The sequence below is a fragment of the Pseudomonas sp. Wu6 genome, assembly GCF_019891515.1.
Lineage (GTDB): Bacteria > Pseudomonadota > Gammaproteobacteria > Pseudomonadales > Pseudomonadaceae > Aquipseudomonas > Aquipseudomonas orientalis_A.
Genome location: NZ_JAFLXH010000022.1, coordinates 95,785 through 112,017, shown reverse-complemented (window position 1 = coordinate 112,017; position 16,233 = coordinate 95,785). Strand labels below are relative to the sequence as shown.

Below are 16,233 nucleotides of genomic sequence, written 5' to 3'. Positions count from 1 at the left end.
CTTTTGCGCTTTTCAAAAGTGAGCCGCTGTAAAAGCGGAACCATTAGCAGCCGTTACCGCAGAAACGGATATGTACTCGGTCTGATCCAACATCCTGGTCGGCCCCGAGGCTGCCATCGGGGGCAAGCCCCCTCCCACACTTGGAATGCGTTCTCCTGTGGGAGGGGGCTTGCCCCCGATAGCATTAGCCCAGGCAATAAATCACTTAAACCCGACGCCACACACTGGCCAACCAAGGCTGCTGCTCCCTCGGCAAACCCGCAGGTCGGTAATAATGCTCCAGCTCTTCAAACCCGGCCTCAGTCAGCAACCCTCGCCATGCCTCCAGATCGTGATAAGACCCATACCGCGGCCCGTTCCAACCTTCCCGGTTGTCACCCCGAGGATTGGAGCTGAACAGCACCCCACCGGGTTTCAACGCGCCGTGCAGTTGCTGGAGCACCCGTGGCAATTCCTGCTTGGGTATGTGAAACAGCACCGCATTGGCGAAGATCCCGTCAAAGCGCTCGGCAGGCAGGTCCAGTCTCAGGAAGTCTTGCTGCAACACCTCACAACCACTGCCTTCGCGCGCCATCTGCGCAAAGCGCTCGGAACCGTCGAGCCCCACGGCGATATGCCCCATGCGTGTAAACGTCTGCAAATCGCGCCCCGGCCCGCAGCCGAAATCCAGCACGGTAAACGGCGCCGTGCCCTGGAGATGCCGCAGCAGCGCATCGATGTTCTGGCTGACATCATGATCGCGGGTGCCTTCACGGAAGTCCTCGGCCACGTGGTTGTAATGGCCGAGGGTGGTGGCGGTGATCTGGTTGAGGTCTTCGGGCTTGAGGGTCATGACAGGCAATACCGGACGCTTGGATTCCCTGACTATACCTCACCGCTTGTTCAGTACCCGCGCCAATCGATCCCCGCCCAGTTGAATCACCGCCACCAGCACCACCAACAGCACAATCACCGTCAGCATGATCTGCGTGTCAAAACGCTGGTAGCCATAGCGGTACGCAATGTCGCCCAAGCCACCGGCGCCAATCGCACCGGCCATGGCCGATGAGTTGATCATGGTCACCAGGGTGATGGTGAACCCGCCGACGATGCCCGGCAGCGCTTCCGGCAACAGCACGTGCCAGATGATGTGCCAGCGCCGGCACCCCATGGCCTGCGCCGCTTCGATCAGGCCATGGTCGACTTCGCGCAGGCTGACTTCGGCGATGCGCGCAAAGAACGGCGTGGCGGCGATCGTCAGCGGAACCACCGCCGCCCACACGCCATAGGTGGTGCCCACGATCAAGCGGGTAAACGGGATCAGCGCCACCATCAGGATCAGGAAGGGAATGGAGCGGAACAGGTTGACGAAGGCGCCCAGCACCCGATTCAGCGTCGGTGCCTGGTAGATGCCGCCCTTGTCGCTGGTGACCAGAAACACGGCCAGCGGAATCCCCACCAGCAGGGCGATCAACGACGACACGCCTACCATCAACAAGGTGTCGATGGCGCCCTGCACTAAACGATCAAACCACATGGCCCAGCACCTCCACCCGTTGCGCCCAGTTCGCGGCGCGGTTGCGCAGTTCTTCGGCGCTGTGCGGCGATCCATTCACCGCCAGCAGTAATTGCCCCAGGGCATGCCCCTGGATGCGTTCCACCCCGCCTTGCAGCAACCGCACGCGGCCGCCGAGGGCCTTGAACAGTGCGGCAAGGTCCGGCTCATCGGCGTCGCTGCCGGTGAACTGCAAGCGCAGCACCACCGCGGCGTCGGCGGACGTGGGGGTGGGGTGCAGGCGGTTTTGCAGTTCGGCCGGCAAGCCGTGTTGCAAGGGGGCGAGCAGGGTTTGGCTGACGTCGTGCTGCGGATTGCCGAACACTTGCCACACCGGGCCCTGCTCGACGATACGCCCGTGTTCCAGCACCACCACGCGGTCGCAGATGTCGCGGATTACCGCCATCTCATGGGTGATCAACACGATGGTCAGGCCCAGGCGCTGGTTGATCTCGCGCAGCAGGCCGAGGATCGATTGGGTGGTCTCCGGGTCCAGCGCCGAGGTGGCCTCGTCGCAGAGCAGGATCTCGGGGTCGTGCACCAGCGAACGGGCGATGCCCACGCGCTGTTTCTGCCCCCCGGAAAGCTGCGCCGGATACGCCTTGTGCTTGTCCTGCAAACCCACCAGTTCCAGCAGCTCACGCACCTTTTGTTCACGCTGCGGCTTGGGCACCCCGGCGACTCTGAGCGGCAACTCGACGTTCTGCCACACGGTCTTGGCCGACATCAGGTTGAAGTGCTGGAAGATCATGCCGATGCGCCGGCGCAACGCGACGAGGTGATCTTCATCGAAGCCGCCGATATCCACCTGATCGATCAGCACGCGCCCGCTGCTGGGTTGTTCCAGGCGATTGATGGTGCGAATCAGCGACGACTTGCCGGCGCCGCTGCGGCCAATGATGCCGAACACTTCGCCACGCTGGATCGCCAGGTCGATGCCGTGCAAAGCATGCACCGTGCCGTCATAGGTTTTACCCAGGTTGATGAAGCGCACGTGGGCACGGTTCAGATCCGCATGCAGTTCGGTCTGCCGGGTGTCCCTGGGCGGTGTGCCCAGGTCGCGCAGTCGGGCATTGGCGGCGGTCATTTTTTAGCTTCCCAGCCGACTTGGTAAAGCTTGCCTAGGGATTTATCCAGGGCGGCGCGTACCACCGGCGAGTGCTGGTAGATGTCGACGAACTTGATCACCCGTGGGTCGGTCTTGCTCTTGGGCTGGATCACGAACTGGATCACGTATTCCGGGTGGTCCAGACCGTCGAACAGCAACGCCGATTCCGCATCGAAGGTCTTGGACAGGCGGATGTACGCGGGGTAGCCCTGCACCAGGTCGGCGTCGTCATAGGCGCGCACCAACTGTACGGCTTCCACTTGCAGAATCTTGATTTTCTTCGGATTGCTGACGATGTCTTCTTCGGTGGCCTTGTAGCCCACGCCCGGCTTGAGGCTGATCAGCCCGGCCTTGGCCAGCAGCTGCAGGCCGCGCCCGCTGTTGATCGGGTCGTTGGCGATGGCCACGCTGGCGCCTTCGGGCAGGTCGTTGAAGCTTTTGTACTTTTTCGAATACAGCCCGACGTTGTTGATGATGCCCGGCGCATAAGGCACCAGGTCAAACCCGGCGGCAGCCTTGGCGTTTTCCAGGAAGGGAATGTGCTGGAAGTAGTTCACGTCGATATCGCCGGCAGCGAGGCTGACGTTGGGGGCGATCCAGTCGGTGAATTCCACCAGCTCCACTTTGAGGCCTTGTTTGCCGGCTTCTTCCACGGCGGCTTCCAGGGGAATGGCGAAGGCGGCGGTGGTGCCGACTTTCAGCGGCGCATCGACGGCGAATACGGCCGTGCTGAACAGTCCGAAGGCCAGGGAGAGCACTATTTTTTTCATATGAGTTTCCAATTGTAGGAGCGAGCTTGCTCGCGAAAAACTTGAGGACGCATCGGTAAACCAGATGCACCGCGTTATCGTTAACGGTCTTCGCGAGCAAGCTCGCTCCTACAGGGGTTAGTGTCGGTAGGTAGAGCCGGTGTGTTGTTCGGGTAAGCGAGCAGTGCCGTGGAAGACTTTTTCGCGCAGCGTGCCCTGCTCATATTCGGTTTTGTACGACCCGCGCTTTTGCAGCTCCGGCACTACAAGATCGATGAAATCCACATAGCTTTCCGGCGTCACGATGCGCGTCAGGTTGAAGCCATCCAGGCCCGTTTCGCTGATCCACGATTCCAGCTCATCGGCGACCTGCTCAGGCGACCCAACCAGCGTGATATAGCGCCCGCCCAATGCGTGCTGCTCGAGCAATTTGCGCCGGGTCCAGTCGTTGTTCTGCAGGTTTTTGGTGGCCGATTGGATCGCATTGCTCTTCACGTACTGGATCGGCTCGTCCAGCTCGTACTCGGAAAAATCGATCGCCGTGGACGCCGCAAAGTGCGCCACGCCGGCCTCGGCGCTGGCATAGCTGAGGTACTCGGCGTGCTTGGCCCAGGCCAGTTCTTCGGTCGCGCCGACGATCACGTTGAGGCCCATGAACACTTTGATGTCATCCGGATTACGCCCGGCCGCCACCGCGCTGGCACGCACCTTGTCCACCTGGATTCTGGTCGAGGCCTTGTTCTGCCCGCTGATGAACACGCACTCGGCATGACGCCCGGCGAACTGCAGGCCGCGCTCCGAACTGCCGGCCTGGAACAGCACCGGCGTGCGCTGCGGCGAGGGCTCGCACAGGTGATAACCCTCCACTTGGTAGAACTCGCCGTGATGCTCGACCTTGTGCACCTTGCCCGGTTGCGCATACACCCGCGCCTGGGGATCGTTGACCACCGCGTCATCTTCCCAGCTGCCTTCCCAGAGTTTGTACAGCACCTGCAGGTATTCATCGGCCTGGTCGTAGCGGCGGTCATGCTCGACTTGTTCGTTCAGGCCCATGGCCTTGGCGGCGCTGTCGAGGTAGCCGGTGACGATGTTCCAGCCCACGCGGCCACGGCTCAGGTGGTCGAGGGTGGACATGCGCCGGGCGAACAGATAGGGCGGCTCGTAGGTCAGGTTGGCGGTGAGGCCGAAGCCAAGGTTGCGGGTGACCGCCGCCATGGCCGAGACCAGCAGGAGCGGGTCGTTGACCGGCAACTGGATCGATTCTTTGAGCGGCACGTCGATGGACTTCTGGTACACGTCATACACGCCGACGATATCGGCGATGAACAAGCCGTCGAACAGCCCGCGCTCGAGGGTTTGCGCCAGGTCGGTCCAGTATTCGAGGGTCTTGTACTGGGTGGACGTGTCCCGTGGATGGGTCCACAAGCCGTGGTTGATATGCCCGATGCAGTTCATGTTGAAGGCATTGAGCAGGATTTTTTTCTTGCTCATCAGATCGTCCCCCGCAGCGGCGGGTTTTCGGCGTTGAGGTAGTAATTGCCCACGGCGTGATATTTCCAGCGCACCGGGTCGTGCAGGGTGTGAACCCGCGCGTTGCGCCAGTGGCGGTCCAGGCCGTGCTCGGCCAGGGTCGCCTGGCTGCCGGCCAGTTCGAACAGCGTGCTGCCGGCGGCGAGGGATATTTCGGTGCTCAAGGCGCGCACTTCGGCGACGGCGATGGAGGCGGCCGCGACGGTCTGGGCCGTGCTGTCGGCCTGGGCGCGATCGAGGAATTCGCCCGAGCGCTCGAGCAACGCTTCGGCGGCGTGCAGGCGAATGCTCAGGTGGCCGAAGCTTTTCAGCGTCAACGGGTCATCGGTGGCCTTGTCGCTGCCTGAGTCGATCCAGGGACGGGTCTTGGTGCGCACAAAATGCAGCGCATCTTCGAAGGCGGCGCGGGCGATGCCGGTGTCGATGGCGGCGTGCAGAATCTGCGCCAGGGGGCCGACGGTGGTCGGGCGTTCGAAGGCGCTCTGGAACGGCACCACGTCCCGGGCGTCCACCCACACGTTGTCGAACACCACCGAACCGCTGCCGGTGGTGCGCTGGCCAAAGCCGCTCCAGTCGTCGATCACCGTCAGACCGGCGCTGTCGCGAGGCACGAAGGCCAGTTGCTGGACACCGTTTTCATCCACCACCGAGGTGGGGATGCGTTGCGCGTAGATCGCGCCGGTGGCGTAGAACTTGCGCCCGCTGATGCGAAAACCCTCGCCGTCGCGGCTGAGGCGGGTCACGCGATCATGGGCGGTCTTGGTGCCCAGTTCCGCCAGGGCGTTGCCAAAGCGCTGGCCGGCCAGCACGTCGGCGTACAGGCGCTGCTGCTGTTCGGGGCTGCCGTTGACCCGCAGCACTTCAAGGGCATAGAAATGGTTTTGCGGGATCTGGCCCAGGGAGGCGTCGGCCTGGGCAATCAGCGCAATGACCTTGGCCAGGGTGACGTTGGACACACCGGCACCGCCGTAGGCCTTGGGCACGCTGATGCCCCACAGGCCGGAGCGGGAAAACACGTCCAGCTCGGGCAACGGCAGACGACGTTCGCGGTCGCGCTGGGCGCTGTCGCGGCGCAGGTCTTCGGCCAGGTCGCTGGCGACAATAAGGGCTTGTTCATCGCTGGTAATGACCGCGACGTGATGGGAAAGCGTCATGTGTTCTCCAGAAGCTCGTGGAAAAAGTGTTCTGGGCGGTCAGATCCAGGAATGTCGAGCCGGCAACGTGCCGTTCAAGCGGTAGGCACCGATGGCGTGATACTTCCAGCGCACCGGGTCATGCAGCGTGTGCACCCGCGCATTGCGCCAGTGCCGGTCAAGGTTGAATTCGGCGAGGGTGGCGCGGCTGCCGGCCAACTCGAAGAGCTTTTCGCTGACCAGCAATGACACTTCGGTGGTGAGCACCTTGGCCTCGGCGACTGCGATAGACGCGCGGGCGGCGGACTGCGCGGTGATCGGTGCTGCGCTGACCTGGTCCAGTACCTGGCCGGCCTTGCGCAGCAGCGCCTGCGCGGCATGCAGCTCGATCTTCAATTTGCCGATATCGGCGATGACATACAGGTCGTCGCTGGCCCGTTCGACCTTGGCATCGATCCAGGGGCGTGAACGTTCACGCACGAAGGCGATGGTGTCTTCCAGGGCGCCCTGGGCGATGCCGGCGTCGATGGCGGCCTGGATCAGCTGCGAGACGGCACCCTGGATATTCGGGCTTTCGCCCAGGCGCCAGTTGTCCACCACCAACTCTGCGTCCACCGGTACCCGGTCAAGCAGTACGGTGCCGCTGGCGGTGGTGCGTTGGCCAAATCCCGACCAGTCATCGACGATGCGCAACCCCTCGCTGCCACGGCGCACAAACGCCATGACTTGCTTGCCGTCATCGTTGAGGGCCTTGATGGCCACCCAATGGGCGAACAGTGCGCCGGTGGAGTAGAACTTCTGGCCGCTGACCACATACCCGTCGCCCTCGGCGGTGATGCGCGCCTTGAGCTCCAGGGTATTTTTCGTGCCGCGTTCCGGGCCGCCATTGCCGATGCGCCAACCCTCGAGCACGCTCTGGAACAGGTGCTTTTTCTGGCGCTCGCTGGCGGTGCTCTGCAGCAGGTGCAGGATGCCGAAATGGTTCTGCGGGATTTGCCCGAGAGCCGGGTCGGCCGCGCTGATGATGGCGAAGACCTCGGCCAGGGTCACGAACGAAACCTGCGGACCGCCGTATTCGCGGGGAATGGAAATGCTGCCCAACCCGCTGCGGGTGAACTGTTCGATCTGCGCCAATGGCAATTGGCGTTGCTGGTCGCGCCTGGCGGCTTGCAGGCGCGCGGCGTCAGCAAGCTCATGGGCGGCGCTCAGCGCCTGGGCGTCGTTGCGCAGCACGGTGGCCGGCAACAACAGCGGCGCTGCGTCCAGATCACTCTGGGGGGGTGTTAGAGCCAAGTTAGACATCAGCGCCGCTCCTTGGCTGCACGTAATGCCCTGGCGTTATGCACCGGGGTAATTCTGACCATACCGACCTCGCATTCAATGAAATGAAAACAGAAAATTCAGGAATGTCCGGTGGTCCGGTGCATATACCCTAAGCGTGTTTATTTTTTAAATAAACTAACTTTTAGGAATATGCATAGAAGGGTCGTCACCCCGGTTCGCAGGGGGAGCCGAAAGGACGAGGTCGATACGTGGCCTCGGCCCTGTCCGAGCTCGTGGGAACCCAGGCGGCGATGCGCAAGGTACGGGCCGGCGCCCAGCGCGAATTGTTGCCGACGCGATCCAGGATGCAGTACGTCACCTCCAGGCGGCAGTCGTCACCGCCTTCGATAATGACTGTCGAAGGCACCCACACCTGAACGGGCATGCCGACGCTCCCGGCCTGGATTTTCGGCAGATCCATGCGTACGTCACCCCAGCGCAGGGTGATGGCGTCGCCGCTGGCCATGTTCGCGTAAGGCTCGATGGACAGCGGAATACCGCGTTGCACCTGGCGACTGTTGACGCCGTGGCGGCGGATGGTCTCGGGCAGGCTGACGGGGGCCAGGTTCTGGTTTTCGTCGCTGTACAGGTTCGACGGCTGCCCGCCCGGGTAGTTGGTCTTGACCCGTACCTGGGTAGTGGCCGAGCGCGCCGGGCCGTGCCCGATCTGCATGATTTGGTAGTGAACCCGGGCCGGGCCATCCTGTACAAAGCTTTCCGGCACCCGCAGGTGGGTCGGTGTGCCGATTTTGCCGGCTGTCACCCGGCGTGAAGCGGCAAAGCAGTTGTTCCAGAACAGCTCGATCAGATCGCCTTCCTCCATGCCGGGGTAAGGGGCTATGTCGACCTGCAGTTGCGCGGCCGCGTGGGCACTGATGCCGTTTCGAACGGCCTGGGGCAGGGTGGGTGCGGTCAGCATGGCCGGGATAGTAGTGTGCGTCATAAGTGATCTCCTTGATGCAGCCAGCAGCAATCGTTCCGGGCCTTGGGCGCGGGTGCGCAAAGGGGCCGAAAGAACGATTCAGTGAGTAGCCGGGATAGGATCCAATCCTCTGGACGCTAGATAAGAGGGTTGCGCCGGGGGCGTCAATGGCGGCAAAGGGCTAAACGGCGGCTTGGCGACGATTCAGAAGGGTCTGACGGAGCGAGGGATTTAAAGGCGCTTATGACGGGGGTTTTTACGCGATGAGAGGGTAAACCGTTGTAGGAGCGAGCTTGCTCGCGAAGAACGTTAACGATAACGCGGTGAATCAGATTGACCGAGTTGCCTGGGCGTTTTTCGCGAGCAAGCTCGCTCCTACAGAGGGGGCGTCAGTGGGCGAGAAATTTGCTCAGGAACTGCCGGGTGCGCTCTTCTTTGGGGTTGGCGAACAGCGCCTTGGCTTCACCCTGTTCGACGATCACGCCCTTGTCGAAAAAGATCACGCGGTTGGCGACATCCCGGGCAAAGCTCATCTCGTGGGTGACGATCACCATGGTGCGGTTTTCTTCGGCCAGGCTGCGGATGGTCGCCAGCACTTCACCGACCAGTTCCGGGTCGAGAGCCGAGGTGGGTTCGTCGAACAGAATCACCTCAGGCTCCATGGCCAGGGCCCGAGCGATCGCCACACGCTGTTGCTGACCCCCGGACAGGCGCCGTGGATAAGCCGCTTCCTTGCCCGCCAGGCCAACCTTGGCCAACAGCCTGCGACCCAGTTCGGTCGCCGCGTCGCGTGGCATTTTCTTGACCACGATCGGGCCTTCGATGACGTTTTCGAGTGCGGTGCGGTGGGGGAACAGGTTGAAGTTCTGGAATACAAAACCCACATGCTGGCGCAGACGTCGCACCAGGCCCTGTTGCTGGTTGAGCGGCTTGTTGCTGTCGATCTCGATATCACCCACCTTGATACGGCCGCTGGTGGGTTCTTCGAGAAAATTCAGGCAACGCAGGAAGGTGGTCTTGCCGGAGCCGCTGGGGCCGATGATGGCTACGACTTCGCCGGCCTTGACCTCAAGGTCGATGCCGTTGAGCACCACCTGACCGTTGAATTGTTTGGTCAGTTTTTCAACCACGATCATGCTTCAAGACTCCAGGTCATGCCGGTTGACCCGGTCTTCCAGACGATTTTGCAGATGCGCCAGGATGCTCGCCAGGATCCAGTAGATCAGGGCTGCGGACAGATACATGGTGAAAATTTCGAAGGTGCGCGCCGAGACCAGTTGGGCCTGCCGGAACAGCTCGGGCACCTGGATGGTGGCGGCCAGCGCCGTGTCCTTGACCAGTGAAATAAAACTGTTGCCCAGCGGCGGCAGTGCGGTGCGCATCGCCTGCGGCAGGATGGCCCGGCGCAATGTCTGCGCACGGGTCATGCCGATACTCGCGGCGGCTTCCCACTGGCCACGCTCGATGGACGCGATGGCGGCCCGCAGGATTTCACAGGCGTAGGCGGCCATGTTCAGCGAAAAGCCGATCATGGCGGCCGGAATCGGGTCCAGCTCGATGCCCACTTGCGGCAAGCCGTAGTAGATCAGGAACAATTGCACCAGCAGGGGCGTGCCGCGAAAGAACGACACGTAGACCCGCGCCGTCCAACTCAGCAGCTTGAAGCGCGACAGGCGCATCAAGGCCAGGCCGAAGCCGAGCAGCAGACCGAAGAACATCCCGCCCAGGCTGAGGATTACCGTGTAATACGCGCCCTTGAGCAGAAAGGGCGCGGAGTCCAGCGCGAGTTGCAAACCTGCTTCCATTATTGAGTGACGTCAGCGTTGAAGTATTTCTCGGACAGCGTCTTCAAGGTGCCGTCGGCGCGCAGCTTGTCGAGCGCCTTGTTCACCGCGTCCAGCAACTCAGGCTCGCCTTTGCGCAGCGCAATACCCGATTCCTGGCGAGAGAAAGCGTCGCCTGCCGCGGCGGTATCCGGGGCTTTCTTGGCGTATTCCAGAGCGGCCAGGCGGTCGATCAGGATGGCGTCGATGCGGCCGATGCGCAGGTCCTGGAACTTGGTCGGGTCGTCGTTGTAGGTCTTGATGATGGCTTTAGGCTGGTTGTCCTTGAGCCATTGTTCGTAGTTGGTGCCCAGGCCTACGCCGACTTTCTTGCCGGCCAGGTCGTTGGCGGTCTTGATCGCGTCGACGTTTTTCTTCAGCACCAGCGCCTGAATCCCGGACACGGTGTAAGGCTTGGAGAAATCGTACTTTTTCTTGCGCTCTTCGGAGATGGTCACCTGGTTGACCACCGCGTCCAGGCGCTTGGATTCCAGGGCGGCGAGGATGCCGTCCCATGGGGTGGCCTGCAGCTTGACCTTGACGCCCAATTCTTTGGCCAGCGCCTCGGACAGCTCCACCTCGAAGCCGCTGAGCTTGCCGCTTTCATCGACGAAGCTGAACGGTGGGTAGGTGCCTTCCAGGCCGATCTTGATCTCGCCGGCTTTCTTGATGGCGCCCAGTTGCTCGCCGGCAACCGCCTGGCCGAGCATGCCTGCGCCAAGCGCCAGGCCCAATGTGCCGACCAGCAATGTGCGACGCAATACAGAAATAGTCATGAAGAGCCCCTATGGTTTTTTATGGTGAGCGAAGCCGCTGACGCAGTAGCCGTATCCTGCCTTAAAGCGCGGTGCGCGTCTTCGCCTTCGGCGCGATGATAAAGCGGGTTTTTAAGACTTGAAAATAATAAAAAATCAACTTCATATTCATATTTCGAATATGAAAGAGGTCAAGTGTGGGAGGGGGGCTTGCCCCCGATGGCAGTGGTTCAGCTACAGATTAGCTGACTGACCCACCGCTATCGGGGGCAAGCCCCCTCCCACATTCAGTCCGCGTTTATTCAGCTGAATACTGAGTCATAGGCAAACAGCGCCGGTGCCCCGCCCGTATGCAGGAAAATAATCGGCCCGTCCCCGAACCGCTGACGCCCGATGCCGTCCAGCAAGCCTGCCATGGCCTTGCCGGTATAGACCGGGTCGAGCAACAGACCTTCCTGGCTGGCCAAAAGTTTGATTGCCGACAACGTGCCCGCGTTCGGTTCGCCATATCGCGGGCCGAAGTATTCGTCCCACAGGATCACCTTGAAGGCCTCGGGCACCTCCACGCCAAGCAGCTCGGCGGTGCGCTCGGCCAGGCCCTGTACTTTCGGGCGCTGGGCTTCGTCGGTGCGCGACACGGTGACGCCAATCACCGGCAGGTTCGGCAGCGCTTCGCTCAGCGCCAGCGCCAGGCCGCTATGGGTACCGGCGCTGCCCGAGGCCAATACCACCGCTGCAAAGTCGAGGCCGCTGTCTTCGATCTGTGCCGCCAGCTCCAGGCCTGCACGCACATAACCCAGCGCGCCGAGGGCATTCGAGCCGCCGATAGGCACCAGGTAGGGCTTCTTGCCGTTGCTGCGCAGGCGGTCGGCGAGGGCGTTGAGCTGGTCGTCGACATTATCGAGGTTCTCGACCAGCTCAACCTTGGCGTCGAACAGTTCAAGCAACAGACGGTTACCGTTGCCCAGGTAGTTGGGGTCGTCGGTGCCGGTAGGATTTTCCAGCAGGGCGACGCAGCCCAGGCCGAGCCTGGCGGCCAGCGCGGCGGTCTGGCGCACATGGTTGGACTGGATAGCGCCGGCGGTGACCAGCGTGTCGGCGCCCTGGGCGAGGGCATCGGCGGCCAGGTATTCAAGTTTGCGCAATTTGTTGCCACCCATGGCCAGCGGGGTGGTGTCATCGCGCTTGACGTAGATGTCCCTGCCCAACCAGGTCGACAGCCGCTCGAGTTTTTCCAGGGCGGTGGCGCCGCCCAACAGGTCCAGGCGGTTAAAGCGGTCAAGCTGTTGTTTGATCATGGCTACGCACGGTGGCTGAGTAATTGGACGACTATAGGCAGGCACTTTTCATCGGGCAACGGCCAATCGCTTATGTCGGATGGTTCTTGGCCTCATACCATTGGTTCTTAAGGGTTGCCTGGGTGCATACCGTAAAGTGATGGCCATTTCGTCAGGAGTGAATACCGTGAGTGAGCGTTCCAGCCATTGGCAATTGCAGACCATCGTCAGCCAACTGCGCAGCGCCCGGGACCAGTGGCGAACGCGCAACGGTCGTTTGAGCGGCGAACACGGTGGTCGCGAATTACCGTCGCGCGAGGCCGTGGCGCAGATTCTCGACGCATTGTGCGGCGCACTGTTCCCGATGCGCCTGGGCCCGGTGGACCTGCGCGAAGAAAGTGAAGACTTCTACGTCGGGCATACCCTCGACGTCGCCCTTAACGCGTTGCTTGCCCAGGCCCGCCTGGAGCTGCGCTACGCCGCGCGTCAGGGTGGCCGGGATGACGGCCAGATCGACGCCGATGCCATTCGCCTGATCCAGGATTTCGCCCTGGCATTGCCGGCGTTGCGCAGCCTGCTGGACACCGACGTACTGGCCGCCTACCACGGTGACCCGGCCGCGCGCAGCGTGGATGAGGTGCTGCTGTGCTACCCGGGCATCCTGGCGGTGATTCACCACCGCCTGGCCCACCACCTGTACCGCGCCGGCTTGCCGCTGCTGGCGCGCATCAGTGCGGAAATCGCCCACTCGGCTACCGGTATCGATATCCACCCCGGCGCGCAGATTGGCCCGAGTTTCTTTATCGACCACGGCACCGGTGTGGTGATTGGCGAGACGGCGATCATTGGTGAGCGGGTGCGCATCTACCAGGCCGTGACGCTGGGCGCCAAGCGCTTCCCGGCGGATGAGGATGGGCAGCTGCAAAAAGGCCATCCGCGCCATCCTATCGTTGAGGATGACGTGGTGATCTACGCCGGCGCCACGATCCTTGGGCGGATTACCATCGGCAAGGGTTCGACCATCGGCGGCAATGTATGGCTGACCCGCAGCGTGCCGGCGGGGGCGAATATTACCCAGGCGAATTTGCAGCATGATGATGGGGCACAGAAGTAAAGAGTCGGCACAAATCCCCTGTGGGAGGGGGCTTGCCCCCGATAGCAGTCTGTCAGTTGATATAACTGGAACTGACCCACTGCTATCGGGGCATAGGTATCTACACAACTGCGTAGCACCCACCGTAACCACGATGCGAAGCGAGTCGCTCTTGATCTTGATCTGCTTTTGATCTCAGGCGCCCCGTTAAACCACGCTGGCCGAATGCAGGCTTGAATCCGTGGGTAACCCGGCAGGACGCCGGGTTAGCCGCACTGGGCCAGGGATGGCCCATTGCGGCGGCCCACGGATTCAAGCCTGCGTTCGGGCACACCGAGCCTAAGCGAGGTGCCGAGTGGTGGGGCAAGAGCGTTTTGCTTACTTTTGCGCTTTTCAAAAGTGAGCCGCCGTCAGGGCGGAACCCTAAGCGGCCGTGACCGCAGAAACGGATATGTACTCGGTCTGATCCAAAATCCTGGTCGGCCCTGAGGCCGCCATCGGGGGCAAGCCCCCTCCCACATTTGGATCTGTGGGGTATCAGTAAGATAGTCACAGCCTGCCTGACCCAACGAGGAGCAAGCTCCCTTGCCACAAATTCGGTGTCACGCCAAAGTTGTGTAGATACCTATGGCTATCGGGGGCAAGCCCCCTCCCACATTTGAATGCATTTCATCTTCACGTCGCTGAACGATTTGCCCCCGTAACCCGTCATACCAATCCCTGAGCTAGTGTAGGAATTGTCTACCACTCAGCCCTGAAATTAGTCCCAGACCGCCCATTCATGTTTAACTTGAACGCTCGTTCAAGTTAAACCGGTGGTTCGCTGCCCGCTCACAACAGGAGGCTTACCTTTGCTGAGTCCGTTATATACAGCCACATTTCACACCTCGGGGGTGCGTCGTTCATGAGTGCATCGTCCACCCCTCCCAGCGGTCTGGTGCGCATGAATGCGCCCGTTTTCTACTTTGCCGCCACGGCCATCCTGCTGTTCGGCATCACGGTCATCGCTATCCCGCAACAGGCCGGTGCCTGGCTGCTGGCGGCGCAAAACTGGGCGGCCAATACGGTCGGCTGGTACTACATGCTGGCGATGACCCTGTATCTGGTCTTCGTGGTGGTCACCGCGCTATCGGGCTACGGCAAGATAAAACTCGGTGCCGACCACGACGAGCCCGAATTCAGTTACCTGTCCTGGGCCGGCATGCTGTTCGCCGCCGGGATCAGCATCACGCTGTTTTTCTTTTGTGTCTCCGAGCCGCTGACGCACCTGGTGCAACCGCCCCAGGGCGAGGCCATGAATGCCGATGCGGCGCGCCAGGCCATGCAGGTCCTGTTCCTGCACTGGGGCCTGCACGGCTGGGGCGTGTTCGCGTTTGTCGGCATGGCCCTGGCATATTTCGCTTACCGGCATAACCTGCCGCTGGCGTTGCGCTCGGCGCTGTATCCGTTGATCGGCAAGCGCATCAATGGCCCGATCGGTTACGCGGTGGATGGCTTCGGCATCATTGCCACGGTATTCGGCCTGGGGGCCGACATGGGTTTTGGCGTGTTGCACCTCAACTCCGGCCTGGATTACCTGTTCGGCATCGCCCATACGCAGTGGATCCAGGTGGGCTTGATCACCTTGATGATGGGCGCGGCGATCATCGTTGCCGTGGCCGGTGTCGACAAGGGTGTGCGGGTGATGTCCGACATCAACATGCTGCTGGCCTGCGCACTGCTGCTGTTCGTGTTGTTTGCCGGGCCCACCCAGCACCTGCTCAATACCTTGATCCAGAACATTGGCGACTACCTTGGTGCGTTGCCGACCAAGAGTTTCGACGTGTACGCCTACGACAAACCCAGCGACTGGCTGGGCGGTTGGACGGTGTTCTACTGGGCCTGGTGGATCGCATGGTCGCCGTTCGTGGGCCTGTTCATCGCGCGGATTTCCCGTGGCCGCACTATCCGCGAATTCGTGTTTGGCGTGCTGCTGATCCCGCTGGGTTTCACCCTGGCGTGGATGTCGATCTTCGGTAACAGCGCCATCGACCAGGTGCTCAACCATGGCATGACCGCGTTGGGCCAGTCGGCCATCGATGAGCCGTCGATGAGCCTCTACCTGCTGCTGGAAACCTACCCGTGGAGTAAAACCGTGATTGCGGTCACGGTGTTTATCAGCTTCGTATTCTTCGTGACCTCGGCGGACTCAGGCACAGTGGTGCTGTCGACCCTGTCGTCCAAAGGCGGCAACGCCGATGAAGACGGGCCGAAATGGCTGCGCGTGTTCTGGGGCGCGATGACCGCCCTGGTCACCAGCGCCTTGCTGTTTGCCGGCAGTATCGATTCGTTGAAATCAGCGGTCGTGCTGACCTCGCTGCCGTTCTCGCTGATCCTGCTGCTGATGATGTGGGGGCTGCACAAGGCGTTCTATCTCGAATCGCAAAAGCAGATCGCCCAGTTGCATTCGCTGGCACCGATCTCGGCGTCGCGCAAGGGCCGCGGCGGCTGGCGCCAGCGTCTGAGCCAGGCGGTGCATTTTCCGTCGCGCGACGAGGTGTACCGTTTCCTCGAGTCGACGGTGCGCCCGGCCATCGAGGAAGTGACGGCCGTATTTGTCGAGAAGGGCCTGAACGTGGTCACCCAGCCAGACCCGGCCAACGACAGCGTCAGCCTGGAAATCGGTCATGGCGAGGAGCATCCGTTCATCTACCAGGTGCAGATGCGTGGCTATTTCACGCCATCGTTCGCCCGTGGCGGCATGGGTTCCAAGGAGATCAACAACCGCCGTTACTATCGCGCCGAAGTGCACCTGCGTGAGGGCAGTCAGGATTACGACCTGGTGGGTTATACCAAGGAGCAGATCATCAACGACATCCTCGACCAGTACGAGCGGCACCTGCAGTTCCTGCATCTGGTGCGCTGATTCGCGCGCATAAATGCACGTAATAGCGTTCCTCTCAAGTGGGTCTTTGCTGTAAAAGGGAAAGGCAGACTTAAGCGATTC

The 16,233-nt window shown here is 61.7% G+C and carries 14 protein-coding genes; 2 read left to right on the top strand and 12 right to left on the bottom strand.

All coding sequences use genetic code 11. The annotated features are described in order from the left end of the window. Nucleotides 1–205: 205 nt before the first annotated feature. The 12 genes from J1G34_RS16755 to J1G34_RS16700 form a co-directional block, all read right to left on the bottom strand. The gene (locus J1G34_RS16755) at nt 206–832 is read right to left on the bottom strand and encodes a class I SAM-dependent methyltransferase (RefSeq protein ID WP_130138510.1); all 627 of its coding nucleotides are present in this window, start codon (nt 830–832) and stop codon (nt 206–208) included. Between the two features lie 39 nt (nt 833–871). Further along, complete coding sequence (locus tag J1G34_RS16750; RefSeq protein ID WP_065893807.1) at nt 872–1,516, bottom strand: methionine ABC transporter permease; 645 nt, start codon at nt 1,514–1,516, stop codon at nt 872–874. Then, entirely contained in the window at nt 1,506–2,621 is a 1,116-nt protein-coding gene (locus tag J1G34_RS16745) for a methionine ABC transporter ATP-binding protein (protein ID WP_065893806.1), read from the bottom strand. Before J1G34_RS16745 ends, J1G34_RS16750 begins: the two co-directional genes overlap by 11 nt. After that, the gene (locus J1G34_RS16740; RefSeq protein WP_065893805.1) at nt 2,618–3,412 is read right to left on the bottom strand and encodes a MetQ/NlpA family ABC transporter substrate-binding protein; all 795 of its coding nucleotides are present in this window, start codon (nt 3,410–3,412) and stop codon (nt 2,618–2,620) included. The genes J1G34_RS16745 and J1G34_RS16740 overlap by 4 nt, the downstream gene beginning before the upstream one ends. A gap of 117 nt (nt 3,413–3,529) precedes the next feature. Next, nucleotides 3,530–4,882 (bottom strand): LLM class flavin-dependent oxidoreductase, encoded by a 1,353-nt coding sequence (locus tag J1G34_RS16735; RefSeq protein ID WP_122482050.1) that lies wholly within the window; start codon nt 4,880–4,882, stop codon nt 3,530–3,532. Further along, nucleotides 4,882–6,075 (bottom strand): SfnB family sulfur acquisition oxidoreductase, encoded by a 1,194-nt coding sequence (locus J1G34_RS16730; RefSeq protein WP_065933427.1) that lies wholly within the window; start codon nt 6,073–6,075, stop codon nt 4,882–4,884. Before J1G34_RS16730 ends, J1G34_RS16735 begins: the two co-directional genes overlap by 1 nt. A 39-nt stretch (nt 6,076–6,114) precedes the next feature. After that, nucleotides 6,115–7,356: an SfnB family sulfur acquisition oxidoreductase gene (locus J1G34_RS16725; protein ID WP_065896587.1), complete on the bottom strand. Its 1,242-nt coding sequence runs from the start codon at nt 7,354–7,356 to the stop codon at nt 6,115–6,117. A gap of 187 nt (nt 7,357–7,543) precedes the next feature. Beyond that, nucleotides 7,544–8,320, bottom strand: coding sequence for a hypothetical protein (locus J1G34_RS16720; protein WP_065893801.1), 777 nt, complete (start codon nt 8,318–8,320; stop codon nt 7,544–7,546). A 368-nt stretch (nt 8,321–8,688) separates the two neighbouring features. After that, on the bottom strand, nt 8,689–9,435 hold the full coding sequence (gene tcyN / locus J1G34_RS16715) for an L-cystine ABC transporter ATP-binding protein TcyN (RefSeq protein WP_065893800.1): 747 nt from the start codon (nt 9,433–9,435) through the stop codon (nt 8,689–8,691). Nucleotides 9,436–9,438: 3 nt separating this feature from the next. Further along, the gene (tcyL, locus tag J1G34_RS16710; protein ID WP_032878420.1) at nt 9,439–10,104 is read right to left on the bottom strand and encodes a cystine ABC transporter permease; all 666 of its coding nucleotides are present in this window, start codon (nt 10,102–10,104) and stop codon (nt 9,439–9,441) included. Further along, entirely contained in the window at nt 10,104–10,898 is a 795-nt protein-coding gene (tcyJ, locus tag J1G34_RS16705) for a cystine ABC transporter substrate-binding protein (protein WP_065896585.1), read from the bottom strand. The genes tcyL and tcyJ overlap by 1 nt, the downstream gene beginning before the upstream one ends. Before the next feature lie 281 nt (nt 10,899–11,179). Next, the gene (locus tag J1G34_RS16700) at nt 11,180–12,175 is read right to left on the bottom strand and encodes a D-cysteine desulfhydrase (RefSeq protein ID WP_065893799.1); all 996 of its coding nucleotides are present in this window, start codon (nt 12,173–12,175) and stop codon (nt 11,180–11,182) included. A 166-nt stretch (nt 12,176–12,341) separates the two neighbouring features. Between J1G34_RS16700 and epsC the strand changes: the two genes are divergently transcribed. Beyond that, nucleotides 12,342–13,268, top strand: coding sequence for a serine O-acetyltransferase EpsC (gene epsC, locus J1G34_RS16695; protein WP_222994370.1), 927 nt, complete (start codon nt 12,342–12,344; stop codon nt 13,266–13,268). A 922-nt stretch (nt 13,269–14,190) separates the two neighbouring features. Continuing rightward, nucleotides 14,191–16,152: a choline transporter BetT gene (gene betT / locus J1G34_RS16690; RefSeq protein WP_163001547.1), complete on the top strand. Its 1,962-nt coding sequence runs from the start codon at nt 14,191–14,193 to the stop codon at nt 16,150–16,152. Nucleotides 16,153–16,233 lie beyond the last annotated feature (81 nt).